Here is a 24,386-nt window from a genome sequence, read left to right as displayed (position 1 = left end):
TCGTCAGCCTGGAATTGACCACTCCGCCCAGTCGCGCCAAGGGTTTCCGGCCGGTCGGCCGCTCTCCGGCGGGGCAGCGGCCGACGGGCCGGGGCGCACGGTGGAGGGCCACGTCACACGCCCCGGAAGTGCGGAATGACCTTCTCCCCCCACTGCCTCAGGGTCTCCAGGCAGGCCTCCTGCCCCACCGTGCCCATCTGGATCAGGCACATGATCTCGTCGGCGCCGGCCTCCCTGAGCCGTTCCACGTACGCGATGGCGTCGTCGGCGCTCCCGTAGGCGTGGTCGGCGTTGAAGGTGGCCGTCGAGGCCGGCCGGACCGGGATCTCCAGCTCGTGCAGCCGGGCCACCACCTGCTCGGCGGCCCTGCGCATCTCCTCGGCCTCGTCGGCGCCCGCGACCACGGCCTCGTCCGGGACGCCCGCCCCGCCGTACCAGTGGCCGATGGACTGGGCGAAGAAGCGCTGGCCGCGGACGCCGATCCGGCGCGCCTCCTCCCGGTCGTCGAGCACGATGGTCGGGCAGAGCACGGAGAAGTGGTCGTTGACCACGGTGGACACGAACCGGCTGCCGTCCCGGCCGGCGATCGCGGCATCGTAGACGGAGCGCATCCCCGCGATGGACTCCGGTCCGGCGAAGCCCATCACCAGTGCCCCGATCCCCAGCTCGGCGGCCTGGACCAGCGTCTCGCCGCGGCTGCACGCCAGGAACAGCGGCGGATGCGGGGTCTGCTCCGGCCGCGGCAGGATCGGGTGCGGGTCGATGTCGATCAGCTCGCCGTGATACTCCAGCTCCTCCTCCTGCCAGGCCCTGCCGATGATCCGCAGGGCCTCCTCCACCTCCGCCGTGGTGCGGTCCCGGTCCACCCCGCACAGCGAGGTCTCCTGCTCGGTGCCGCCGCGCCCGGCTCCCAGGTCGAGCCGCCCGCCCGAGAGCAGGTCGAGCATGGCGGCCCGCTCGGCGACCCGCACCGGGTGGTTGAAGTTGAAGGGCATGCACACGACGCCGTGCCCGATGCGTATGGTGTTCGTCCTGGCCGCGACCCAGGTCAGGAAGATCTCGGGAGCACTCATATGGGCGTACCACTTCAAGGAGTGGTGCTCCACGGCCCAGATCCGGTCGAAGCCCACGCGTTCGGCGAGCACCGCCTGCTCGACGCAGTCGCGGATGACCTGGTGCTCCCGTTCCACCGTCGGGTCGGCAAGCTGTGCTTCGAAGATCACGGAGAATTTCACTGTGCCCCCAGGGTTGCGTCGCGTGCCCGGTCTCACTTCAATTAGTAATATGACTAGTAGTCAGGAAGCGAAGAAGCAAGAGCTTCCACCGACCGCGTGGGCCGTGCTCGGCCTGCTCTCCTTCCCCGGGGAGCGGACCGGCTACGAGCTGAAGAAGTGGGCGGACTCCTCCCTGCGCTTCTTCTACTGGTCGCCGGCCATCAGCCAGATCTACGCGGAGCTGCGCCGTCTGGAGGAACTGGGCTACGCGGCCTCCGCGCGCTCGGGACCCGAGGAGGCGCGCGCCAAGCGGCGGTACGCCATCACGGCCGCGGGCCGCGAGGCCCTGGCGGGCTGGGCCGCCGACACCGCCGAGGCGGGGCCGCCGGTGCTGAAGCACGGGCTGCTGCTGCGGATCTGGCTCGGCCATCTGGCCGAGCCGGAGCGGCTGCGCGCGATGGTCGGCGAGCACGTGGAGCGCACCCGGGACGAGCTGGCCGCCGTACGGGAGGCCGTGGAGCAGGCGAGCGGCGTACCGGAATGGGCCTTCCCCGCCCTCGCGCTGCGCTGGAGCGAACGGCAGCACCTGGCCGAACTGGAGCTGGCCGAGGCCCTGCTCGACGACCTGGCGGGGCTCGCGGAGGCCGGGGCGGCCGGCAGCCCGCGGACCGGCTCCGAAACCGGTTCCGAAACCGGTTCCGAGCCTGGTCCGGAGGCCGGCGCCGCGGGTCGTCAAGGTGACGGGGACGCGCCCACGCCCGGGTGACGCGGTGGGCCCGGCGACGGCCGCCGGGAGGCCCACAACCCTGGCGGGAAGCGGCCTGAACGCCCTTTCGGGGCAGTGCACGCACGGTCCCTTCGCACCCTCGGCGCACTAGCATGCGACCTCATCGCGCGCGGCCGGTAGGGACACCGCGACCGCGCGGGGAGCCGCCGTCGACGGAAGCGAGAGAACCTTGACTTTCCTCACCATCGGTCACCGCGGGGTCATGGGTGTCGAACCGGAGAACACCTTGCGGTCGTTCGTTCGAGCGGAACGTTCCGGCATGGACGTCATCGCCCTGGATCTCCGGCTGAGCAAGGACGGCGCCCTCGTCGCCGTGCACGACCCCGACGTGGACCGGACCACCGACGGCTCGGGGGCCGTCGCCGATCTGACCCTGGCCGAGCTGCGCGAACTGGACGCCGGTCAGGGCGAGCGCGTGCCGGTCCTCGGGGAGGTCCTGGACGCGGTCCGGGTGCCGCTCCAGGTCTCCGTACGGGACCGGGCCACGGCCGGTGTGCTGGCGGAGCTGATCCTGCGGCGCGACCTGACCGGCCGGGTGGAGGTGGCCTCGGCCGAAGAGGCGGTGCTCGCCGAGGTGGCCCGGCTGGTGCCCGGCGTACGGACCACCCTGTACGCGACCCCCGGCGGCGCCGGGGGCATCGTGGAACGGGCGCTGGCCGCGGGTGCCACGACCGTCGCCGCGGACATCCACCTGCTCTCCCTGGAGACGGTGGAGTCGGCCCACGCGGCCGGGTTGCGGGTGACCGCCCGGGCGGTCAACACCCTGGATCAGCTGCGGCTGGCGCGGGCGCTCGGGCTGGACGGCGCGGCCACGGACCTCCCGGAGATCCGCAGCACGGGCCGGTTCACCGCCTGACGGTCAGCCGCCCTGAGGAGGCGTCAGAGCGGCTTGACGAGCAGCTCGAAGGCGAGGTCGTCGCGGAGCGGGACGCCGAAGCGCTCGTCACCGTAGGGGAAGGGGCTCAGCTCGCCGGTGCGCAGGTAGCCGCGGCGCACGTAGTAGGCGATGAGCTCCTCCCGTACGTTCACCACCGTCATCCGCATCTCCTTCGCACCCCACGTCTCGCGGGCGCGGCGCTCGGCCTCGGCCAGGATCTCCTTGCCGAGACCGGCGCCCTGGAGTCCGGGGCGGACGGCGAACATGCCGAAGTAGGCGTGGTCCCCGCGGTGTTCGAGCTGGCAGCAGGCGACGAGCTCGCCCGCGCGCTCGACGACGAGCAGGACGCTGTCGGGGCTTTCGATGACGGCGCGCACTCCGGCCGGGTCCGTGCGCTGGCCGTCCAGGTAGTCGGCCTCGGTGGTCCAGCCGGCCCGGCTGGCGTCCCCGCGGTACGCGGACTCGACGAGCACCACCAGTTCCGGTACGTCCGCCTCCACGGCGCTGCGGAAACTGAGGGCGGCGGACTGGGCGGTCGACATCGGGCGCTCCGTTCGATGCGGTGGCATATGACATGCCTGGTGCGGCAGGGAGAGCGTAACCCGGGTCCGCGTGAGCGCCGTGTGAGAGGGGCATCTCTCCCCGTGACGCCGACGAACCGGGAGGTTCCGCCGTGCACGGTTCCGCCACCTCCGTTTCCGACTCCGTTTCCGTGTCCGTGTCCGTGTCCGTGTCCGTGTCCGCCTGGCTGCTCGTCCTGTTGTGCGCGGTGAGCGGTGCGTACTGCCTCCGGCGGGTGCGCACGTCGGGCGGCGCGGCCGCCGCGGAGGCGGTGATGGGGTTCGGCATGGCGCTGATGGCGGTGCCCCTCGCGCGGGGCGACGCGTGGCGGGCGCCCGTCCTGGCGGTGGTCTTCTGCGGCGCGGCCCTGCACGCCCTGTGGCTGCTGCGGGGCGGCGCGCACCACACGCACCACCTGGTGGGCTCCCTGACGATGGTCTACATGACCCTGACGGCCGGCTCCGGAGGCGGCCACGCGCACGGGCAGGGCGCCGGGCTGCCGCTGCTGACCGGGGCGCTCCTCCTCTACTACTCCGGGTACGTGGTGCTCGGCGGCACCCGGCTGGTCACCGCGGGCGGACCGGCCGGGCAGCAGGTCGCCGTGGGCGGGGGCGGACCGGCCGAGCTGATCCGCGCCTGCCGACTGGCCATGGGCATCGGCATGTTGGCCATGCTGCTGACGATGTGACGGGGCTCGCGGACGTGTCCTGCGTCACCAATGTCCCGAGGCCGTACCCGCAGGTAGTCCCGCGCTCATAGGCTGGCGGACATGATGGTCCCCGCCGCTCTCCTGATGCTCGGCGCCCTGACCGCGGTGCTCGCCCCCCGTCTGCTGGCCCGGGCCCGATGGCCCGAGCGAGAACCCGTCGTGGCGTTGTGGGCGTGGCAGTGCGTGGTCGGCGCGGTGCTCCTGTGCTTCGGGCTGTCGATGCTGCTGAGCGCGGCGGCCGCCTGGCAGGCGGTCCGGGGCCGGCTGTTCGCCGCCGCCCCGCACGGGGTGGTCGACGCGTACGCCCTGGGTGCGTCGGGCGGGGCCTGGGCCGCGGTGACCGCGCTCGGGCTGGCGGCCGGTGCGCTGTGGACCGGGGCGATGCTGACCGGTGAGGTGCTGCGGGCGCGGGCCCGGCGGCGCGCGCAGGGCAGCGAACTGCTGGTGCGGGCTCCACTGCTGCCCGGGGAGGACCCCTCGGGTGCGCGGCTCGTCGTCCTGGAGGGCCGGCGGCCGGACGCCTGGTGGCTGCCGGGAGCCGCCCCGCAGCTGGTGGTCACCACGGCCGCGCTGGGCCGCCTGAAGGGCAGCCAGCTGGACGCCGTCATGGCGCACGAACAGGGGCACGCGGCGGCCCGGCACGACTGGCTGCTGCACTGTTCGCGGGCGCTGGCCCGGGGCTTCCCGCAGGTGCCGGTCTTCGCGGCCTTCGAGGCGGAGATGCACCGGCTGGTGGAGATGGCCGCCGACGACGTGGCCTCGCGGCGGTTCGGCCGGCTGACGATCGCGCTGGCGCTGGTCGGACTCAACGAGGACCGGGGGGTGTTCGCGGCCTCCACCCAGCAGGCGCACGTCCCGCAGCGGGTGCGGCGACTGCTCGCGGCCGCGCCCCGGCTGTCGACGGGCCGCCGGCTGCGCCTGACGGCGCTGGCCACGCTGGTCCCGGCGATCCCGCTGCTGGTGGCCTTCGTGCCCGGGCTGAGCGCACTGGCGTAGCGCGCCCGTGCGCTGGGGCCGCGTAGGCGCCCTCGGAGTGCGGCCCCGTAGTGGGCCTCCGCGGTGCGCCCGTGCCGCGGCCCGGCGATCCGTGCGCCGGTGCGAGGATCCACTCATGCGGAACAACCCCCTTCGGTGGGCGGGCATCCTCGCCGCGCTGCTCGCGTCCGTCCTGACGGCGCTGGTGGTGGCCCGGTGGCGGCCGCCGCTCTCCTTCGACGTCCGGGTCTCCGGGGACCTGCACGCCCACGCCGTCGCCCACCCCGGGGTCACCCATGTCATACGGGTGCTCTCCGACTGGGTGTGGGACCCCTGGACCATGCGGGCGCTGGCCGCCGTCGCCTGTGTCCTCCTGTGGTGGCGCGGCGATCGCGAGCGGGCCCTTCGGGTGGCGCTGGCCGCCGTGGTGGCCACGGCGGTGCAGCAGGGGCTGAAGGCGCTGGTGGGCCGGGAGCGTCCGGTGTGGCCCGACCCGGTGGACTCGGCGCAGTATGCGGCCTACCCGTCGGGGCACGCCATGACGGCGACGGTGGTGTGCGGGATGCTCCTGTGGCTGCTCCCCCGGCCAGGCTCCCGCCTCCTTCCGCCGATCGACCGGCCGCTGCCGGCGTGGGCGCCGACCGCCGTCTGGGCGGTGGCCGCGGTATCGGTGCTCGGGGTCGGCTTCACCCGCGTCTACCTCGGGGTGCACTGGCCGTCCGACGTACTGGCGGGGTGGCTGCTGGGCGTGGCCATGGTGGCCCTCGCCACGGCCGGATCCGGCCGTCGCCACGGGTCCCGCGCGGTGAACCGGTGAGGGGTTCGGGGTACCTGCTCTGGGCGATCCCCCGTTTCACCCAGAGCAGGCGACCCCGTGCGCTGAGTATATTGGCTCTGAGCCAGTCAACGCAGGAGTAAGCATGGTCCCGCGCAGCGCATCGGTCAATGAAGAATTGCGCAGACGTTCCCGGGAGCGGCTGCTGCAGGCCACGGTCGAACTCGTGGCCGAGCGCGGCTACGAGGCCACGACCCTCGGCGACATCGCCGACCGGGCGGGCGCCGCCCGCGGCCTGGTCTCGTACTACTTTCCGGGCAAACGGCAGTTGCTGCAGTCCGCGGTGCACCGGCTGATGCACCTCACCCTGCACGCGGCGCTGGAGCGGGAGCCCCGTACCGACGACGGGCGGGAGCGGCTCGCGCGCGCCATCGACGCGATCCTCGGGCTCGCCCGCGACGAGCCGCTGCTGATGCGGACCCACATGGCGGGCATCCTCGCGGCCGAGGGCTTCGTGCAGTGTCCGGAGCAGCAGCGGCTGGCGGAGCTGCTGCGGGACACCGTCGCCCGCTACGGCTCGGCGGACGTGGACGCGGACTATCCGCTGTTGCGGGCGCTGCTGATGGGGGCGGTCGTGGCGATCCTGCTGCCGGGCGCGCCGATGCCGCGGGCCCGGCTGCGGGCCGAGCTGTTCCAGCGCTACGGGCTGGACTGGGAGCTCGGCGTTCCGCCGGACGGCGGACCGCCCGGCGGAACGTTTCCCTCACACCCGTAGCGACCAGGATGTCAGCGGTACCCGGGCTGGCTCTGCACGTTGAGCCGGTCCATCCACACCCACTTGGCACTGTCGGTGCGCCAGTCGTCGAGCCGCAGCACGTCGAGGCCCTTGGCGATGTCGTTCGAGTAGATGTGCCCGTTGTAGTAGTACGCCGACCAGGACCCGCCCAGTCCCAGCCGGTCCGTGGTCAGCGGTCCGCGCTCGAAGTACGCGATCTCCCTGGGCTTGGCCGAGTCGGTGAACTCCCATACGGACACGCCGCCCTGGTACCAGGCCTGCACCATGATGTCGCGGCCGCCGCCGACCGGGACCAGCGAGCCGTTGTGGGCCACACAGTTCTCGGTGTCGGCCTGGTGGCGCGGGATCTTGAAGTAGCTGCGGAAGACGAGCTTGCGCTGGTCACCGCGGCCGGTGATGTCGTAGACCCCGTCGGCGCCCCGGTCGGGGCCGGTGGCCGCGTTGCAGGTGGCCCCGGAACCGCCGCCGAGCTCGTCGGTGAACACCACCTTGTTCGCCCGCTCGTTGAAGGTGGCCGAGTGCCAGAACGCGAAGTTCACGTTGTCCTGCACCCGGTCGATGACCTTCGGCTGCTCGGGTTTGCTGATGTCGAAGAGGATGCCGTCGCCCATGCAGGCGCCGGCGGCGAGCTTCTTCGACGGCAGCACGGTGATGTCGTGGCAGCCGGTGGTCTTGGAGACGCCGGGGTTGGTGGGCCCGCCCGGGTTGCCGCCGTCCGGGAAGAGGATCGGGAAGGCGACGACCGCGGCCTTCGTCGGCGCCTTCTTCGGGACCTTCACCACGGAGATGCCGTCGTGCGGCGGCTTGCAGTCGGGGAAGGCCTCGTTCGGGGAGTACGAGGCGACGTAGAGGAAGACGTCCTTGTCACCCGGCACCAGGGTGTGGGTGTGGGAACCGCAGGCGGTCTCGACGGACTTGATGTACTTGGGGTTCTTCTTGTCCTTGATGTCGAAGATCTTGATGCCCTCCCACGAGGACTTCTCCGTCGCGGGCTGCGAGACGCTGTTGCAGGAGTCGTCGCTGCGCGAGGAGTCGGTGGAGAGGAAGAGCAGGTCCCCGTGGACGGAGACGTCGTTCTGGCCACCGGGGCAGAGCACCTGGGAGACGGTCTTCGGTGCCTTCGGATTGGCGATGTCGTAGATCGTGAAGCCGCTGTAGCTGCCCGCGTAGGCGTACCTGCCCTGGAAGGCCAGGTCGGAGTTGATGTTCGCGGGATCCGCGCTGGGGATGTTGGCCAGGTGCTTGATGTTGCGGCTGTGCACGATCTCGTCCTGGCCGGGGATGTCGCCGGGCGCCAGTTCCCTGCCTTCGGCGGAGTTCGCGCTCTGCCGGCTGCCGCTGCCCGGTGCCAAGTCACCCGGGTCGGGGGTGGCCGATGCCGGTCCGGCTGTCAGGAGCGTGGTGAGGAGCCCGGCCGCCGCGACGGCCACCCCCACCCTCCTGTTCCGCCCTCTCCTGCTGTGTAGCGAGGTCACTGTGCCCTCCGATGGGAGCCAGATCGGTTCCGCTCACGAGGGAACGGAACCAGGACCCCGGCAGTATCTTCCCTTCATGGACATGGCAAAAGACCTCCGGAGCCGCGAGGCGTTACGCGCGCTGGTCCGTCGCTCCGCCGCGGCGGTGGCGAGCGCCGGCCTCCTGCTGGCGCTCGCCGGCTGCCAGGGCGAGGACGACGGAGCGGACCGGGCCGCGGACGGAGGGGCCGTGGTCGTCGCCCCGGGCCGGCCCGGCGAGAAGGCGCGCACGCTCACCCCCGAGCAGGCCGCGAAGGCGAAGCCCGACGACAGCCCGAACGCCGCCGACCGCGCCTACGTGCAGCGGATGACCGAACACCACCGGCAGGCGCTGACGATGAGCGCGCTGGCCCCGGAGCGGGCCGGGGCGGACGGGGTCAAACGGCTGGCGGACCGGATCTCGGCCGCCCAGCGGCCCGAAATCGGGGCGATGGAGAAGTGGCTGACCCTCCATCCGGCCCCGTCGGGGGGCTCCGGCGGGCAGGACCACGACCATGCCGCCATGCCGGGCATGGCGACGGAGCAGCAGCTCAAGGAGCTGACCGGGGCGAGGGGCGCCGATTTCGACCGGCTCTTCCTGACCCTGATGACCGCCCACCACGAGGGCGCCGTGAAGATGGCCGGCGAGGTGCTGGCCGCCGGCAACAACGTGGCGGTCGAGGAGATGGCCACCGAGGTGGTGGCCACGCAGAGCGCCGAGATCCACCGGATGCGCGCGATGGGCTGACGGCGGAGGGACCCGGTGTCATGCTGGGACCACCTGCGGGAGGAGCTCCGCCGTGCTTCGTGTCGCCGTCGTCGGATCGGGCCCCAGCGGGGTCTACGCGGCCCAGACGCTGGTCCAGCAGCGCGAGGTGCCCGGGGTGCGGGTGGACGTACTGGACCGGCTGCCCGCCCCGTACGGACTCGTTCGGTACGGGGTCGCCCCGGACCACGAGAAGATCAAGTCGCTGCAGGGCAGCCTGCGCACCGTCCTGGAGGACGAGCGGATCCGCTTCCTCGGGAACGTCGAGGTCGGCGGGGCGGAGCTGGCCACGGAGCGGCTCCTGGAGCTGTACCACGCGGTGGTGTACTGCGTGGGCGCGGCGCGGGACCGGCTGCTGGGGATCCCCGGCGAGGAGCTGGCCGGGGTGCACTCCGCGACGGCCTTCGTGTCCTGGTACAGCGGCCACCCGGACGCCGTCGACGAGGTCTTCGACCTGCCCGGAGTGGATTCGGCGGTGGTCGTCGGAGCGGGCAACGTCGCGGTGGACGTGACCCGGATCCTGGCCCGCGGCACGGCGGAACTGGCGCCGACGGACATGCCGCAGCCGGCGCTCGGCGCGCTCGCGGACAGCGGGCTGCGCAGGGTGGCGATGGTGGCCCGGCGCGGCCCTTCGCAGGGCAGGTTCACCACCAAGGAGCTGCGCGAACTGGGCACCCTGCCGGGGGTGGACGCCCGGGCTGACCGTGCCGAGCTGGCGCTCGACCCCATGTACACCGATCCGGGCGCGGCCGCGGCGCTGCCGGCGGTGGCCCGGCGGAACCTGGAGGTGCTGCGCGGCTGGGCGGAGGCGGACCCGGGCGTGGAGCGGCGCCGCATCGCACTGCGGTTCTACCTGCGTCCGGTGGAGATCCTCGGCGGGCCCGACGGGCGGGTCACGGGGATGCGCTTCGAGAGGACCGCCCCGGACGGGCGCGGCGGGGTGACCGGGACGGGCGTCCACGAGGACATCGAGGCGCAGTTGGTGCTGCGTTCGGTGGGGTACAAGGGCGTCCCGCTGGCCGGGCTGCCGTTCGACCCCGCCAAGGGGACGGTCCCGCACGCGGCGGGCCGGGTGATCCGTGCGGGCCGGGCCTCGGTCGGCGAGTACGTGGCGGGCTGGATCAAGCGCGGCCCGACCGGGGTGATCGGCACGAACCGGCCGTGCGCGAAGGAGACCGTGTCCTCCCTGCTCCAGGACGCGGCGGTGCTGGCCCGGCGGGAGCTGCCCGGGGACCCGCTGGACGCCCTGCGGGCGGCGGGTCTGCATCCGGTGGAGTGGCCGGGCTGGCAGGCCATCGAGACGGCCGAGTCCGATCTGGGCCGCTCCCTGGGCCGCCGTTCCGTCAAGATCCCGGACTGGGCGGGGCTGTTGGGCGCCGCGGGGCTCGCGTAGCCGAGGTCGCGCAGTAGAGTGCTGCGGTGATGCGCGGAAGAACGCTGGTACTCGCGGTGACCGTGGCGGCCTGTGCCGTCCTGTCGGGGTGTTCGGACGAGGGCGCCGGCCGGGCCGCCGCACCCGCACCGGGCCCCACCGTGACGAGTACGGTCGCTCCCCCGGCCGCGGCGGCCCTCGCCGAGCGCTACCGGCAGGCGGGCGGGGACCCCGACGTGTACGGCATCGAGCAGGTGCCCGGGCCGGACGGGTCATCGCCCCTGTTCGTCGTCCACACCCACAACCCGGACACGGACGACGCCCGGTTCAAGCGGCAGGCGGCGTCCGTCACCGCGTACCTGACGCTCAGCGAGGGCGTCACGCTGCCGCACGGCTACCGCATGGATGTCTTCGGCCCGGACGGCGTGCTGCTCCACCGCTGGGACGCCACGGCCTAGGAGAGCGTCCGGGAGAGCCGCGCCGACTCGGCCCCGGCCGCCGTGAGGACGCTGTCGAGGAGGCCGGGGAAGAGTGTCTCCAGGTCATCGCGGCGCAGGGCGTTGAGCTTGGTGGTGCCCCGGTAGGTCTGGCGCACGACTCCGCTCTCCCGCAGGACGCGGAAGTGGTGGGTCGTCGTGGACTTGGTGACCGGCAGGTCGAAGTACGAGCAGGCCAGGTCCGCGGCCGAGGCTGCCAGGTCGAGGACGATGGAGAGCCGGACCGGGTCGGAGAGCGCGTGCAGCACGCCCTCCAGCCGGATCTCGGCCGCTTCGGGGTGGGCGAGGGTACGGCCGGCGTCCCGTTCCGTCATGTCCCTGCTCCACTCACTCGGCTTCCTGCGGGCCCCCATCGTACGAGAGTCGTCGAAGGAGGCGGCGCACTCGCGGAAATCGGCGGGAACGGGGTGCGGCTCCGCCCTGGGCCCTGGGCCGTGGGCCGGGCGCCGGAGCCGCACCGCCGTCACCAGGAGCGGTGGTACGGCTCGGGCGTACGGATCTCCGCGCCCAGCTCGGCGGCCGCGCGACGGGCCCAGTACGGGTCGCGCAGCAGCTCCCGGGCGAGCAGGACCGCGTCGGCCTCGCCGTTGGCCAGGATCTTCTCGGCCTGCTCCGGTTCCGTGATCAGGCCGACGGCGGCGACGGGGAGGTTCGTCTCCTCCTTGACCCGGGCGGCGAAGGGCACCTGGTAGCCCGGGCCGACCGGGATCGACACGCCGGGGGCGAGGCCGCCGGTGGAGACGTCGAGGAGGTCCACGCCGTGCTCCTGGAGCAGCCGGGCCAGCCGTACCGTCTCGTCTGCGGTCCAGCCGTCCTCCTCCAGCCAGTCGGTGGCGGAGATCCGGAAGAGCAGCGGGAGCTCCGCGGGCCACACGGCCCGTACGGCGTCCACGACCTCGAGGGCGAAGCGGGTCCGGTTCTCGAAGGAGCCGCCGTAGGCGTCGGTGCGCTTGTTGCTGTGCGGGGAGAGGAACTCCCCGATGAGGTAGCCGTGGGCGCCGTGGACCTCCACGACCTCGTAGCCCGCCTCGAGCGCGCGTTCGGTGGCGGCCGCGAACCGGGCGGTGATCCCGGCGATCTCATCGGCCGTCAGCTCGTGCGGGACATGGCTGCCCTCGGCGAACGGGACGGCGCTCGGGGCGACGGGCTGCCAGCCGTGCGCCTCGGGTCCGACCGCCCCGCCGCCCTTCCAGGTGCGGTCGGTGGAGGCCTTGCGGCCGGCATGCGCGATCTGGATGCCGGGGACGGCCCCCTGGGCCTTGAGGAAGGAGGTGATCCGGCGCAGCGCCTCGACCTGGGTGTCGTTCCAGATACCGAGGTCGTAGGGGGTGATCCGGCCTTCCGGGGAGACGGCGGTGGCCTCCTGGATGATCAGGCCGGTGCCGCCGACGGCGCGGGCGGCGTAGTGCGCGAAGTGCCAGTCGTTCGCCACGCCCGCGTTCGGGCCGGACGCCTCGGCGCGGTACTGGCACATGGCCGCCATCCACACGCGGTTCGGGACGGTGACCGAGCGAAGGCCGTACGGGGTGAACAGGGCGGCGAAAGCGGCGGGGGCGGCGGGGGCAGCACTCATCAGGGCTCCAGGGGTCACCGGGCGCGCCGGGGATCGGCGGCTGAGTTCGAGACTCACCGTACTACGAATTCCGTCGTACTACGAGACCTCTCGTACAAGCGCGTCGAGCTCGGCGCGGAGCGCTCCCGCCAGGGCTCCCAGGTCCGGGACGGCCGCCGCGTCGGCGACCAGCCCGTAGTGGACGGTCCCCTTGTACGTCGACACCGCGACGGCCAGCGACTGGCCGCGGGCCAGGGGGGCGAGAGGGTAGACCTCGCGGACCCGGCTGCCGCCGAGGCTGAAGGTGAATCCGGGCAGCGGAACGCTGGTGACCAGGATGTCGAAGAGCAGCCGGGCGGCCTGCGCCACCAGCGGGCCGCCGAGCCGGTGGCCCAGCGGGTGGACGTGGTCGGCGAGCAGGGCGACGGCCCCGGCACCGCGCGCGGGCCCGGCGTCCTTGTTGCGGTCCATCGCCGCGCGGACCCGGTCCAGGCGCAGCAGCGGGTCGCGCTCGGCCAGGGGCAGGCGCAGCAGGTAGCCGGAGAGCCGGTTCCCGCCGCCGGCCCCGGGCCGGCCCCGGCGGGACACGGGAATCAGCGCGCGCGGGCCGGGCCCGGTCGGCGCCGGATCGCCCCGCTCCTCCAGCCAGCGTCGCAGCGCCCCCGCGACCATGGAGATCAGCACGTCGTTGACGGTGCCGCCGGCGGCCTTGCGGACCAGGTTCACCTCGTCCAGGTCGAGGGCGAGGCCCGCGACGGCCCGGGTCCCTCCCGGACCGGCCGGGTCCGCGGTGAGGGCCGCGGGGACGCCGAGCGGCAGCCCGGCGCGGGCCACTGCTGCCCCGATCTCCAGGGCCTGGCCGACGTCCTGGACCCGGGCGGCCAGGGTGCCGGGGAGCCGGCGCAGGGCCGAGCCGGCCCGCTGCTCGGGCACCGGGCGTACGGGGGCCCGCGGCGCCGGCCCCTCGTCGAAGAGCGCCGCCGCCAGGGCCAGCGCGCCCAGGCCGTCGGCGAGGGCGTGGTGGAACTTGAAGAGCACCGCGAAGGAGTCCGGGTCCGGCCCGGCCAGCACGTGGGCCTCCCAGGGCGGCAGCTCCCGGTCCAGCGGCCGGGCCATCAGGGGGCCGGCGGCGGTGTGCGGGTCCGACTCTTCGGTACGGACGAGGAAGACGTGCCGCGCCGGGTCGAAACCGGGGTCCGGGGACCAGGCGGCCGCGCCGACGGGCAGCAGCACGTCGCGGATGCGGCGGCGCAGGCCCGGCACGGTGGTGCAGCGGGCGGATAGCAGTGCGGCGGCGCGCTCGGCGGCGCCGGGTCCGCCGGCGGCGGAGAAGACGGCGAGGGCGCCGAGGTGCATGGGGTGGTCGGCGGATTCGATCCGCCAGAAGGCGAGGTCGAGCGGTGACAGGTGCTCGGTGGCCACGTAGGTCCTCTCGCGTGGGGCGACGGCAGCGGTGCAGTGGCTTGAAGTCAACCCATACCGAGCGCCCACGTTCAAGTAGCAACGAATTCCGGAGAGTAAATGATCGGTATCGATCAGCTCTGGAGGGGCCCGGTGCCTCCGCCGGGCCGCTGTCAGAGGGTGGGTGCAGACTGGCCGGAAAGATGCTTCATGAGGAAACGCCCTGCAAGAACGACGAGGTCCGGAGGTACCGGCCATGCCTGATGTGCTGCTGCTCGTGGGAACCCGGAAGGGACTCTTCATCGGCCGTCGGCGAGGGGAGGGGCCGTGGGAGTTCGACGGGCCGCATTTCAACGTCCAGGCCGTCTACGCGGTCGCCGTCGACCGGCGGGGGCCGGCACCCCGGCTGCTGGTCGGCGGGGACAGCACGCACTGGGGGCCGTCCGTCTTCAGCTCCGACGACCTCGGGGCCACCTGGCACGAACCCGCCACGGCCGCCGTGAAGTTCCCCAAGGACACGGGCGCCTCGCTGGAGCGGGTCTGGCAGCTTCAGCCGGCCGGGCCCGAGGCCCCGGACGTGGTGTACGCGGGGACGGAGCCGGCCGCGCTGTTCCGCTCGACGGACCGGGGCGAGTCCTTCGAGCTCGTCCGTCCGCTGTGGGAGCACCCGACCCGCGGCGACTGGGTCCCGGGCGGCGGCGGTGAGGGCCTGCACACGGTGATCACGCATCCCCGCGACCCGGACGCGGTGACGGTGGCCGTCTCCACGGCCGGCGTGTTCCGCACGAAGGACGGCGGGGCCAGCTGGACCCCGTCCAACGACGGAGTCTCCGCGGTGTTCCTGCCGGACCCGCACCCCGAGTACGGCCAGTGCGTGCACAAGATCGCCCAGGACGCCGGGGACACCGACCGGCTCTACCTGCAGAACCACTGGGGCGTCTACCGCAGCGACGACGCGGGGGCCCGGTGGACCGACATCGGCGGCGGGCTCCCCTCCGACTTCGGCTTCGCGGTGGCCGCGCACCCGCACCGGCCGGACACCGCCTACGTCTTCCCGCTCAACGCCGACTCCGACCGCGTCCCGGCCGAGCACCGGTGCCGGGTCTTCCGCACCCGGGACGCGGGCGAGAGCTGGGAGCCGCTCTCGAAGGGACTGCCGTCCGGGGACCACTACGGCACGGTCCTGCGGGACGCGCTGTGCACGGACGACGCGGACCCCGCGGGCATCTACTTCGGCAACCGCAACGGTGAGCTGTACGCCAGCCACGACGACGGCGAGAGCTGGAAGCTGCTGGCCGAGCACCTGCCGGACGTACTGTGCGTACGGGCGGCGACCGTCGGCGGGTAGGTCGTCCAGCAGCGACCCGCATCGTTCGTGCGTCGTACGGTGAGGACATGTCCGAGACGACGCTTGGCATCACCACGGGCGCGGTGGCACGCCACCTGGGCGTGTCGCCGACCACGCTGCGGTCCTGGGACCAGCGCTACGGCGTCGGCCCCGCGGCGCGCGAGGACGGGCGCCACCGCCGCTGGACCTCCGGCGACATCGCGATGCTGGAGGAGATGTGCCGGCTCACCGCCTCCGGCGTGCCTCCCGCCGAGGCGGCGCGGGCGGCCCGGGCGGACCGGGGCGGGCGCTCCGGCGCGGTCGCGGATCGGGGGCCGGGGGCGCGCCCGGTGGGCCGGCCCGGGCCGGCCCACCCGCCGGAACCGGCCGCCGGGCCCGTGCGCCCCGGAGCCGTACAGGACGGGCCGGACGAGCGGGACGTGCTCCGGGAGAGCCGGGGGCTGGCCCGCGCCGCCGTACGCCTCGACGGCCCGGCCCTGGACGCGCTGCTCGGCGACCTCATGGCGGGCCACGGGCTCGTCACCGTCTGGGAGGAGGTGATGGTGCCGACCCTGCACGCCGTGGGACGCAAGTGGCAGTCCTCCGGCGACCGTTACGTCGAGGTGGAGCACCTGCTGTCCTGGCACGTCTCCACCGCCCTGCGGCGCGTGCCGCCCGCCCCGGTACGGCGGACCGCCGCTCCCCCGGCGCTGCTGGCCTGCGTTCCGGCCGAGCAGCACACCCTGCCCCTGGAGGCGCTGGCGGCGGGGCTCGGCGAACGCGGCCTGCCGGCCCGGATGTTCGGTGCGGCCGTCCCCGCCGAGGCACTGGACGCCGCCGTTCGGCGCACCGGACCGGCCGCCGTCGTGCTCTGGTCCCAGGCCCGCTCCACCGCCGACCACGCACTGGCCCGGTACGTCGCCGAGAGCACCTTCGGGGTCAAGGGCGCGCGGACCCACCCCGTGATGCTGCTCGCCGGCCCGGGCTGGGCCGGCCGCGCCCCCGGCCCCGGCGCGCTGCGCCCCGGTGGTCTGCGGGAGGCACTCGACCTCATCTCCCGGCTCTACGACACCCCCTAGGGCCCGGCGCAGCCGCTGGAGGCCGCGCCGCGCATGGCTCTTGACCGTGCCCAGCGGCAGGCCCGTGCGGTGGGCGATCTGCGCCTGGGTCAGGTCGGCGTAGAAGGCGAGGGCCAGTACCTCGCGCTGGACGCGGGGAAGGCGCGCGAGTTCACGGGTGACGAGGAGGCGGTCGAGGGCCCGCTCGCACCCGTCGGGCGCCGGGGCGGCCAGTGGCGGGGCAGCCCCGGCCGCGGCGGCCAGGTCCAGCCGGCGCGTCCGGGCGGTGAGCGCGTCGGCGATCTTCCGGCGGGCGATGCCGACCAGCCAGGCCGGGACGGGCCCGCGCTCGGGGCGGTAGCCGGCGCGCCCGGCCCACGCCGCGAGGAAGACCTGCTGGGTGACGTCCTCGGCCTCCCGGGCGTCGCCGAGGGTGCGGGCGGCCAGGTGGTGCACGAGGCGGCCCCAGCGCCGGTGGGCCAGGGCGAAGCAGTCCGCGTCGCCCCGCCCGATCCCACGGCCGACCTCCTCGTCCGAGAGCAGGTCCCGGAGCGCGCCCGAACCCTCGGCCGACACCCCGGCCGGGACCTCGCCCGGGACCACCTCGGTCGTGCCGGCTGCTGCGCCCATGACGACTCCGCCTCCTCGCCGCTGCCGGGAGCTCGGCCGCTCCCGCCCCCTCAGGCTCCGGCGGGGGAAGGAGGCGCTTCAACTCGCATCGTTCGTGCGTCGTCCTGCGCTCCGGAGCGGTCCGTAGGCGGGGGTGGGTCAGTCCCGGCCCCGGGCGTGGCGGAAGCGGGCCAGGCCGTCGGCGAGGGCCACGATCGGGTCGGGGTAGTCGCAGGCGTCCCGCTCCGGGCCGGTGAGCTTCCACGGCTCGTGGATCGTACCGGCGGGCAGGCCCGCGAGCTCGGGGACCCAGCGGCGGACGTAGGCCCCGTGGGGGTCGTACCGCCGGCCCTGGAGGACGGGATTGAGGACCCGGTTGGGCCGTGTGTCGGTCCCGGTCCCCGCCACCCACTGCCAGTTGAGCTGGTTGTTCGCCACGTCGCCGTCCACGAGGAGGTCCAGGAAGTGGCGGGCGCCCTCGCGCCAGTCGACGTACAGCGTCTTCGTCAGGAAGGAGGCGGCGATCAGGCGTCCCCGGTTGTGCATCCAGCCCTCGTGGGCCAGTTGCCGCATGGCGGCGTCCACCACCGGGTAGCCGGTCCGCCCCTCCCGCCAGGCCCGGAGGTCCGCCTCCGCCTCGGCGCCCCGCCGCCAGTGGTCCTGCCGGGGCCGGTAGTCCGCGGCGGCCGTCTCCGGCCGGGCGGCGAGCACCTGGTGGTGGAAGTCCCGCCAGCACAGCTGCCGTACGAAGGCGCCGGCGCCCGCGCCGCCGCGGGCCTTGGCCCGGTGGACGGCCTCGGTGGCCGATACGGCGCCGAAGTGGAGGTACGCGGACAGGTGGGAGGTGGTGTCGCCCGCGAGGTCGTCGTGGCGTTCCTCGTAGGTGTCGGCGAGCCGGGACAGCCAGCTGCCGAGCCGGCGACGGCCCTCCCGCTCCCCGCCCGTGGGGAGGCCCTCGGACACGTCCCCCGCGGAGGCCCGCGACGGCAGCGCCTCGGAGCGCACCCCGCGGACCACGCGAACGGCCCGGGGGGCGGCGAGAGGCGTACGCAGCGGCTCGGCGGCCCAGCGCCTGAAGTACGGGGTGAAGACGGCGAAGTGGTCGGATCCCTGCGGGGTGACGGCGCCGGGCGGCACGGCCGTGGTCACCCCGTCGTGTACGTAGAGGCGGCGCCCGTCGGACTCCAGGGCGTGCCTCAGCCGTGCCTCGCGGTCGCGGGCGAAGCGGGAGCACCCGGCCGCCATGTGCACCTCGTCCGCATCGGCCTGCCGGGCCACTGCGTGCAGCTCGCTGACCGTGTCCCCGGTGCGCACGACGAGCCGGCCGCCGCGGTCGTGCAGGCCGGCGTCGAGATCGGCCAGGCAGTCGGCGAGGAAGGCGAGCCGGTTGGGCGCCGCGAACCCCGAACGGTCCACGGCGGGGTCACGGACGAACAGCGGCACCACGTCGTGCGCCGCCGCCAGGGCGGCGCGCAGGGCCGGGTGGTCGTGCAGGCGGAGGTCGGAGGTGAAAAGGACGACGGAGTTCATGGCGCCACTCCCGGCGATCGGCCACCCGGCGGGCGCCTCGGCGGCGGCGGGTGGGCTGCGTGCGGACTTGCCGCCCTCACTTCCGCCCGCCGTCGCCTCCCGGATGCACCACGGGCCCCGCCGTGCCCACGGCGCTCTCCCGCGCGGGTTCCTCCGCCGTCTTCTCGGCCGTGCGTGCGATGTTTCGCGCCATGCCGCCGAAGACGACGGCGTGGAACGGCGCCACGCTCCACCAGTACAGTTGTCCGGCCAGGCCGCGCGGGTGGAAGAGGGCCCGCTGGCGGTAGAGCGTGCGGCCCGTGGCGTCGCGTTCGACGCGCATTTCCAGCCAGGCGAGTCCGGGGAGCCGCATCTCCGCGCGCAGCCGCAGGAGGTGTCCCCGTTCGATCTCCTCGACCCGCCAGAAGTCGAGCGTGTCGCCGACCCTCAGCCGGTCTGCGTCGCGGCGGCCACGGCGCAGCCCCACGCCGCCGACGAGCCGGTCGAGCTGGCCCCGTACCGCCCAGGCCAGCGGGAAGGAGTACCAGCCGTTCGTCCCGCCCACCCCTTCGATGACCCGCCACAGCTGGTGCGGGGTCGCCGGGACGGACTGCTCGCGCTCGTCGGTGTAGAGGCTGCCGCCCGCCCAGTCGGGGTCGGTGGGCAGGGGGTCGCTCGGGGCGCCGGGCAGTGAGGCGTTGGACCAGCGGGTGGTGACGCGTGCCTCCTTGACCCGTTCCAGGGCGAGCGTGAGGGCGCGGTCGAAGGGGACGGGCGTCCCCGGCGCGTCGGGCACGTACTGGCGGATGTCGTGTTCCGCGCAGACGACCTCGTACTTCAGCGACTCGGCGAGCGGTCGCGCGAGCGCGGCCGGCACGGGCGTGACCAGGCCGATCCAGTGGCTGGACAGGCGCGGGGTGAGCATGGGGACGGGCAGGATGAGCCGCCGGGGCAGTCCGGCGACGGCCGCGTAGCGCATCATCATGTCCCGGTAGGTGAGGAGGTCGGGGCCGCCGATGTCGAAGACCCGGCTGACGTCCTGCGGCATCCGGGCGCTGCCGACGAGGTAGCGCAGCACGTCCCGTACGGCGATGGGCTGGACGCGGGTGCCGACCCAGCTCGGCGTCACCATCACGGGGAGCCGTTCGGTGAGGTAGCGGAGCATCTCGAACGAGGCCGATCCGGAGCCGATGACGACGGCCGCGCGCAGTACGGTCGTGGGCACGCCGGAGTCGAGCAGGATCCGGCCGACCTCGGCCCGGGAGCGCAGGTGCGGGGAGAGTTCCCCTTCGGGTACGCCGCGCGGGGTGAGACCGCCGAGGTAGACGATGCGGCCGACTCCGGCGGCGCGGGCCTCGGTGGCGAAGGTCGTGGCCGCGCGCCGGTCGGTCTCCTCGAAGTCGCGCCCGGCTCCCAGGGAGTGCACCAGGTAGTAGGCGACGTCCACATCGCGCAGGGCGGGACGCAGGCTCTCCGCGTCGGTGACGTCACCGCGCACCACCTCGGCCCGGCCGGCCCAGGGGTGGTCCCTGAGGTGGGCCGGGGTGCGGGCCAGGCAGCGCACGCGGTGTCCGGCGTCGAGCAGCTCGGGGACGAGCCGGCCGCCGATGTAGCCGCCCGCGCCGGTGACCAGGCACCGCAGTCCGGTGGCCGGGGCGGGGGTCGGGTTCCGGGTCTGCGTGCTCACGGGCTGTGCTCCGATCGTTGCTCCCGGGACGGCGTCCGGCGGGCGCCGGACGGGTCCCCTTGTCCCATCCTTCCCCGTTCCCGCCCGGAACGGATGCGGACAGGGCCGGAGCGGCGCGGGACACGGCCGGAGCGGGCCGGACCCTCCCTAGGGGAGCCGCCAGTCGACCGGCTGGGTGCCCTGGCGCGCGAGCAGGTCGTTCGCCCGGCTGAAGGGGCGCGAGCCGAAGAAGCCGCGGTCCGCCGACATCGGCGAGGGGTGCGCCGACTCGACGGCGGGCAGGTCTCCGAGCAGCGGCCGCAGGTTGCGCGCGTCGCGGCCCCACAGGATCGACACCAGGGGCGTGCCCCGGGCGGCGAGTGCCCGGATCGCCTGCTCGGTCACTTCCTCCCAGCCCTTGCCGCGGTGCGCGGCCGGCTTTCCGGGTGCCGTCGTCAGGGCCCGGTTGAGCAGCAGCACGCCCTGCCGGGTCCACGGGGTGAGGTCCCCGTTGGACGGCCGGGGAAGTCCCAGGTCGGTGTTCATCTCCCGGAAGATGTTCTCCAGGCTGCCGGGCAGTCTGCGCACCTCGGGCGCGACGGCGAAGCTCAGGCCGATGGCCATCCCCGGTGTGGGGTAGGGGTCCTGTCCGACGATCAGGACGCGGACGTCGTCGAACGGCTGCTGGAAGGCGCGCAGTACGTTCGCGCCCGCCGGCAGGTAGGTCCGGCCCGCGGTGATCTCGCCGCGGAGGAAGTTCCCCATGGCCGCGATGTGTCCGGACACGGGCTCCAGGGCCTTCGCCCAGCCTGCTTCAACGAGTTCATTCAAAGGTCGTGGTGCCACGCTGTGTCACTCTACTGGTCCAACCGGGTGGCCGGGCGCCTACCGTCGGTCAGTTGACGGTATCTGCTCTTCATCGGATAAATGCGGACAGATGCCGCCTGAGAAGGCCCTGCCCGAACACCTTGTTCCGATAAGCCAGTAGCATGCGGCGCCATGAGCTCCCCCACTGGGCCCGCAAATGGCCTGCCCGTACGAATGCCGCGACCCCGCCAGACCGGACGGCACCGCCGGCCCGAGCCCGCGGCGGCGCCCGAGGGCGCGCCCGCGCTGGTGCTCGCCGTGCCCGGTGCCCCCTCGGCCGCCTCGCGGCAGCTGGCGGAAGAGATCATCAGCATCGGCCGCTCCGAGCTGCCGGGCCTCGACGCCCGCGTCGGTTTCCTCGACGGTGACGACGCCTCCGAGTTCCCGTCCCTGTCCGGCGTGCTGACCGCCGTCGCGACCGAGCGTGCCGCGCGCGCGGAGTTCGCCCGCGCAGCCGGCCACGAGGTGCCCGCGCCGACCGGCCCGGACGCCGTGGTCGTGCCGCTGCTCGCCGGCCCGGACGGAGATCTGCTCCGCCGGATCCGCCAGGCGCTGATGGACTCCTCGGCCGCCGCCGAGCTGGCCGACGTGCTCGGCCCGCACCCGCTGCTCGCCGAGGGCCTGCACGTGCGGCTGTCCGAGGCCGGCCTCGCCCGCGCCGACCGCGCCCGGCTCTTCACCGTGACCACCGCCGCCGACGGCATCGTCCTGGCCACCACCGGTGGCGAGGAGGCCGTGCAGGCCGCCGGGATCACGGGCATGCTGCTCGCCGCCCGGCTCGCCGTGCCCGTGAAGGCGGCCGCGCTGGACCAGGAGGGCTCGGTGGCCGCCGTCGCCGAGCAGCTGCGCGGCGAGGGCTCCACGCAGCTCGCGCTCGCCCCGTACCTGATCGGCCCGGAGGCGGCCGACGGACTGCTGGACACCGCTTGCAAGGAGGCCGAGTGCGCCACCGCCGAGGTGCTCGGGGCCTACCCGGCGCTCGGCAAGCTGGCCGTCGCCCAGTACTCCGCGGCCCTCGGGATCACCCAGGGCGCCGCTGCCCACTGACCCGTCCGTTCGTGACGGGGAAGGCCCCCGCCGACCCTGGCCTCCAGGGCTCGCCGGGGGCCTTCCCCGTGGCCCGGACGGACGAACCTTACGGATGTCCCGTGCGGAGGCCCGTGCGGATGTCCCGCGCGGAGGCCCGTGCGGATGTCCCGTACGCAGGCCCGTACGGGTGTCAGCCGAGGACCACGCAGGTGGCCGCGGGGACGGCGACCGAGCCGGCCCGGTGCGGCCTTCCGGTCAGCGGGTCCACGTCGAACCAGGTGACGTCGCCGGAGCGCTCGTTGGCCGCGTAGAGCCGGCGTCCCGAGGGGTCGACGGCGAGATCGCGCGGCCAGTCGCCGCCGCAGTCCACGGCGCCGGTGAGCCGCGGGTCCTCGGGGCCGTCGGCCAGGGAGAACGTGGCGATGACATCGGCGCCGCGGACGGCCACCCAGAGGAACCGTCCGTCCGGTGAGGCGACGACCGCCGAGGGATAGGCCCGTACGGCCCCTGAAGGGCCCGTAGGGGCGATCGGAACCTCGCGGACCGGTTCCAGTTGCCCGGACGCCCCGTTCCAACGGCAGACGGTCACCTGCGGCTCCAGCTCGTGCAGGACGTAGACCGCGGTGCCCTCCGGATGGAAGACGAGGTGGCGGGGGCCGGTCCCGGCGCACAGCGCGGTTTCGGCGTGCACCCGGAGCGCGCCGGTGGCCGGGTCCGGCGCGCAGATCCGCACCGAGTCGGTGCCGAGGTCCACGCTGAGCACCCAGCGGCCGGTCGGGTCGGGCAGCACCTGGTGGGCATGCGGCCGCTCCTGGCGGTCGGCGTCGGGGCCGCTCCCCTCGTGCGGCAGGACGTGGGCGGGCCCGGCCGGACTGCCGTCGACGGCGAGCGGGAGGCTGCTGACGCTGCCGGAGGTGTAGTTGGCGGTGAGCAGCCGGCCTCCGCTGACGCTGAGGTGGGTGGGGCCGGAGCCGCCGACGGGGAAGGCCGCGCCGAGGGGGGCGAGGCCGTCGGCGGTCGTCCTGAAGGCGGTCACCGCACCCTGCTCGGTCTCGTTCACCGCGTAGAGCACACCGGCGTCCCGGGCGAGAGCGAGGTACGAGGGGTCGTCCGTGGCGGTGACCGAGAGCGTGGTCAGCGCCCCGGTCACCGGATCCACGGCCGCGGTGGTGACACCGCGGCCGCCCCCCGAGGTGAACGAGCCGATGTAGGCCCGGTGTTCGCCGCGATGGTCCGTACTGTCAGCGCCGCCCACACGAGGCCCCTCTCACCGCTCTCGGATCCGTTCGGAGCCGACGGTAACAGAAGGTCTAGACCAAATCCCGCCCCTGGGCCCGTTCCCGCGCGCCCGGGTGGTGGACGTACGCGGTGCTGCTCGGGCTGTCCGCGTAGGTGCGGTGGAAGACCGGGGTGGCGGAGCCGGAGATCGGCGGCACGATCCAGGACCAGTCCGCACCCACCTCGCGCCCCTTGTGCTCCTCCCGCTCCATGTGGGACAGGAACCGCCGGGACTCGGAGTGGTGGTCGGCGATGGCGACGCCGACGCGGTCGAAGGAGTGCAGGACCGCCCGGTTGAGCTCGACGAGCGCGCGGTCCTTCCACAGGGAGCGCTCGCTGGAGGTGTCCAGACCGAGGCGGCGGGCGACGGCCGGGAGGAGGTTGTACCGGTCGGTGTCGGCGAGGTTGCGCGCGCCGATCTCGGTGCCCATGTACCAGCCGTTGAAGGGCGCGGCCGGGTAGTGGATGCCGCCGATCTCCAGGCACATGTTGGAGATCGCGGGTACGGCGTGCCAGCGCAGTCCCCAGTCCGCCCAGCCGTCGCCGTCGGGGTGGTCGATCGGCACCTCCAGTACGGCGTCCGGGGGCATGTCGAACCAGCGCGGTTTGTCGTCGACGCCCTGGACCACCAGCGGAAGGAGGTCGAAGGGGCTGCCGGAGCCGCCGGCCCAGCCGAGTTGGAGCAGGGCCTCGGTGAGCGGGGCGTTGCGGGCGTCGCCGACGGTTATCGAGGGGTGGTCGCCGTACCCGGCGTATCTGATGAGCTGCTCGCTCCAGATCAGCGGGCCGGGGCGGCCGGGGGCGTCGGGGGCGAAGACCGTGATCGTGGGTCTGATCCTGCCGCCGTTGGTGGCCTCGCGCAGGTGGTCGAAGCACTGGGCGGCGATGTCGTCGGCGTCGGTGAGCCCGCGGCGGTCGCGGACCCGCAGCGAGTTCCAGTAGAGCCTGCCTATGCAGCGGTTGCTGTTGCGCCAGGCCACGCGCGCCCCGTGGGCCAGCTCCTCGGGGGTGTGCACGTAGGTGCCGGTCCCGGCCAGTTCGGCCCTGACGGCGGCGAGCCGGGCGCGCGGATCGCCCGCCCCCTTGGTCTCCCGGTGGAAGAGTTGGATGAACTCCTCGGCCGCTTCCCACACCTGAGCGGTGGTGGAGCGCTGTTGAAGAATTTCCATTCCGGGCGGTTACCCCCTGTCCGACCAGATCCACCCTGTACGTGCCGGATGAATGTGCAGTAAACAATTACCCGTTGTACATGCCGCAGGTCAGCGTTG

General features: G+C 74.0%; 23 protein-coding genes and 1 pseudogene. 12 read left to right on the top strand and 12 right to left on the bottom strand.

Translation table 11 applies throughout. The features are described from left to right. Positions 1–113: 113 nt before the first annotated feature. The gene (locus ACZ4VT_RS01130; RefSeq protein ID WP_467945462.1) at positions 114–1,235 is read right to left on the bottom strand and encodes an LLM class flavin-dependent oxidoreductase; all 1,122 of its coding nucleotides are present in this window, start codon (positions 1,233–1,235) and stop codon (positions 114–116) included. Positions 1,236–1,284: 49 nt separating this feature from the next. Between ACZ4VT_RS01130 and ACZ4VT_RS01125 the strand changes: the two genes are divergently transcribed. Further along, positions 1,285–1,980 carry a PadR family transcriptional regulator gene (locus tag ACZ4VT_RS01125; RefSeq protein WP_467945460.1) on the top strand — a complete coding sequence of 232 codons (696 nt, stop codon included), beginning with the start codon at positions 1,285–1,287 and terminating at the stop codon, positions 1,978–1,980. A 190-nt stretch (positions 1,981–2,170) separates the two neighbouring features. Further along, positions 2,171–2,857: a glycerophosphodiester phosphodiesterase gene (locus ACZ4VT_RS01120; protein ID WP_467945458.1), complete on the top strand. Its 687-nt coding sequence runs from the start codon at positions 2,171–2,173 to the stop codon at positions 2,855–2,857. Between the two features lie 23 nt (positions 2,858–2,880). Here the strand turns inward: ACZ4VT_RS01120 and ACZ4VT_RS01115 are convergent, their stop codons facing one another. Beyond that, on the bottom strand, positions 2,881–3,420 hold the full coding sequence (locus tag ACZ4VT_RS01115; protein WP_467945456.1) for a GNAT family N-acetyltransferase: 540 nt from the start codon (positions 3,418–3,420) through the stop codon (positions 2,881–2,883). A gap of 176 nt (positions 3,421–3,596) precedes the next feature. On the opposite strand from ACZ4VT_RS01115, the gene ACZ4VT_RS01110 reads away from it, so the two are divergent. The 4 genes from ACZ4VT_RS01110 (at position 3,597) to ACZ4VT_RS01095 (ending at position 6,673) form a co-directional block, all read left to right on the top strand. Beyond that, positions 3,597–4,127, top strand: a complete 531-nt coding sequence (locus tag ACZ4VT_RS01110; RefSeq protein ID WP_467945904.1) for a DUF5134 domain-containing protein — start codon at positions 3,597–3,599, stop codon at positions 4,125–4,127. Between the two features lie 81 nt (positions 4,128–4,208). Next, on the top strand, positions 4,209–5,144 hold the full coding sequence (locus ACZ4VT_RS01105; protein WP_362809965.1) for a M56 family metallopeptidase: 936 nt from the start codon (positions 4,209–4,211) through the stop codon (positions 5,142–5,144). Between the two features lie 115 nt (positions 5,145–5,259). After that, positions 5,260–5,940, top strand: a complete 681-nt coding sequence (locus tag ACZ4VT_RS01100; RefSeq protein WP_467945454.1) for a phosphatase PAP2 family protein — start codon at positions 5,260–5,262, stop codon at positions 5,938–5,940. Positions 5,941–6,043: 103 nt separating this feature from the next. Then, complete coding sequence (locus ACZ4VT_RS01095) at positions 6,044–6,673, top strand: TetR/AcrR family transcriptional regulator (protein WP_467945453.1); 630 nt, start codon at positions 6,044–6,046, stop codon at positions 6,671–6,673. Between the two features lie 11 nt (positions 6,674–6,684). On the opposite strand, the gene ACZ4VT_RS01090 is transcribed toward ACZ4VT_RS01095, so the two are convergent. Then, positions 6,685–8,169 carry an LVIVD repeat-containing protein gene (locus tag ACZ4VT_RS01090; protein WP_467945451.1) on the bottom strand — a complete coding sequence of 495 codons (1,485 nt, stop codon included), beginning with the start codon at positions 8,167–8,169 and terminating at the stop codon, positions 6,685–6,687. Positions 8,170–8,251: 82 nt separating this feature from the next. Here ACZ4VT_RS01090 and ACZ4VT_RS01085 point away from each other — a divergent pair, with 82 nt between their 5' ends. The 3 genes from ACZ4VT_RS01085 to ACZ4VT_RS01075 are packed head-to-tail and all read left to right on the top strand — an operon-like array spanning position 8,252 to position 10,783. After that, positions 8,252–8,935, top strand: coding sequence for a DUF305 domain-containing protein (locus ACZ4VT_RS01085; protein ID WP_467945902.1), 684 nt, complete (start codon positions 8,252–8,254; stop codon positions 8,933–8,935). A 52-nt stretch (positions 8,936–8,987) separates the two neighbouring features. Continuing rightward, entirely contained in the window at positions 8,988–10,346 is a 1,359-nt protein-coding gene (locus ACZ4VT_RS01080; protein WP_467945450.1) for an FAD-dependent oxidoreductase, read from the top strand. A gap of 29 nt (positions 10,347–10,375) precedes the next feature. Further along, positions 10,376–10,783 carry a hypothetical protein gene (locus ACZ4VT_RS01075; protein ID WP_467945448.1) on the top strand — a complete coding sequence of 136 codons (408 nt, stop codon included), beginning with the start codon at positions 10,376–10,378 and terminating at the stop codon, positions 10,781–10,783. Here ACZ4VT_RS01075 and ACZ4VT_RS01070 read toward each other — a convergent pair. The 3 genes from ACZ4VT_RS01070 to ACZ4VT_RS01060 all read right to left on the bottom strand — a co-directional run bounded on the left by ACZ4VT_RS01070 (position 10,780) and on the right by ACZ4VT_RS01060 (position 13,796). Continuing rightward, positions 10,780–11,136 (bottom strand): ArsR/SmtB family transcription factor, encoded by a 357-nt coding sequence (locus ACZ4VT_RS01070; RefSeq protein ID WP_467945446.1) that lies wholly within the window; start codon positions 11,134–11,136, stop codon positions 10,780–10,782. The genes ACZ4VT_RS01075 and ACZ4VT_RS01070 overlap by 4 nt on opposite strands. A 149-nt stretch (positions 11,137–11,285) precedes the next feature. Next, a complete protein-coding gene (locus ACZ4VT_RS01065) occupies positions 11,286–12,395 on the bottom strand; it encodes an NADH:flavin oxidoreductase/NADH oxidase (protein ID WP_467945445.1) in 1,110 nt (369 codons plus the stop codon). 78 nt (positions 12,396–12,473) lie between these two features. Beyond that, the gene (locus ACZ4VT_RS01060) at positions 12,474–13,796 is read right to left on the bottom strand and encodes a wax ester/triacylglycerol synthase family O-acyltransferase (protein WP_467945443.1); all 1,323 of its coding nucleotides are present in this window, start codon (positions 13,794–13,796) and stop codon (positions 12,474–12,476) included. A gap of 235 nt (positions 13,797–14,031) precedes the next feature. Between ACZ4VT_RS01060 and ACZ4VT_RS01055 the strand changes: the two genes are divergently transcribed. After that, a complete protein-coding gene (locus ACZ4VT_RS01055) occupies positions 14,032–15,123 on the top strand; it encodes a WD40/YVTN/BNR-like repeat-containing protein (RefSeq protein ID WP_467945441.1) in 1,092 nt (363 codons plus the stop codon). Positions 15,124–15,170: 47 nt separating this feature from the next. Continuing rightward, entirely contained in the window at positions 15,171–16,181 is a 1,011-nt protein-coding gene (locus tag ACZ4VT_RS01050) for a MerR family transcriptional regulator (RefSeq protein WP_467945439.1), read from the top strand. On the opposite strand, the pseudogene ACZ4VT_RS01045 reads toward ACZ4VT_RS01050, so the two are convergent. The 4 genes and pseudogenes from ACZ4VT_RS01045 to ACZ4VT_RS01030 form a co-directional block, all read right to left on the bottom strand. After that, a pseudogene (locus ACZ4VT_RS01045) lies at positions 16,179–16,790 on the bottom strand (sigma-70 family RNA polymerase sigma factor); the annotation flags it as partial. The gene ACZ4VT_RS01050 and the pseudogene ACZ4VT_RS01045 sit on opposite strands and share 3 nt — an antisense overlap. Positions 16,791–16,928: 138 nt before the next feature. Next, on the bottom strand, positions 16,929–18,299 hold the full coding sequence (locus ACZ4VT_RS01040; RefSeq protein ID WP_467945437.1) for a cryptochrome/photolyase family protein: 1,371 nt from the start codon (positions 18,297–18,299) through the stop codon (positions 16,929–16,931). 76 nt (positions 18,300–18,375) lie between these two features. Then, positions 18,376–19,965, bottom strand: coding sequence for an SDR family oxidoreductase (locus tag ACZ4VT_RS01035; RefSeq protein ID WP_467945435.1), 1,590 nt, complete (start codon positions 19,963–19,965; stop codon positions 18,376–18,378). A gap of 147 nt (positions 19,966–20,112) precedes the next feature. Next, complete coding sequence (locus ACZ4VT_RS01030; RefSeq protein ID WP_467945433.1) at positions 20,113–20,790, bottom strand: uracil-DNA glycosylase; 678 nt, start codon at positions 20,788–20,790, stop codon at positions 20,113–20,115. Between the two features lie 153 nt (positions 20,791–20,943). Between ACZ4VT_RS01030 and ACZ4VT_RS01025 the strand changes: the two genes are divergently transcribed. Then, on the top strand, positions 20,944–21,858 hold the full coding sequence (locus ACZ4VT_RS01025) for a sirohydrochlorin chelatase (RefSeq protein WP_467945432.1): 915 nt from the start codon (positions 20,944–20,946) through the stop codon (positions 21,856–21,858). A 172-nt stretch (positions 21,859–22,030) separates the two neighbouring features. Here ACZ4VT_RS01025 and ACZ4VT_RS01020 read toward each other — a convergent pair whose 3' ends face one another. Both ACZ4VT_RS01020 and ACZ4VT_RS01015 read right to left on the bottom strand, forming a co-directional pair. Next, on the bottom strand, positions 22,031–23,095 hold the full coding sequence (locus ACZ4VT_RS01020; RefSeq protein WP_467945430.1) for a lactonase family protein: 1,065 nt from the start codon (positions 23,093–23,095) through the stop codon (positions 22,031–22,033). A gap of 55 nt (positions 23,096–23,150) precedes the next feature. Next, positions 23,151–24,287 carry a nitric oxide synthase oxygenase gene (locus ACZ4VT_RS01015; protein ID WP_467945428.1) on the bottom strand — a complete coding sequence of 379 codons (1,137 nt, stop codon included), beginning with the start codon at positions 24,285–24,287 and terminating at the stop codon, positions 23,151–23,153. Between the last annotated feature and the right edge of the window lie 99 nt (positions 24,288–24,386).

The organism is Streptomyces sp. NPDC029164 (genome assembly GCF_055563995.1).
The sequence above is the reverse complement of the archived record's forward strand: the minus strand, read 5'-3'. Positions and strand labels throughout refer to the sequence as shown.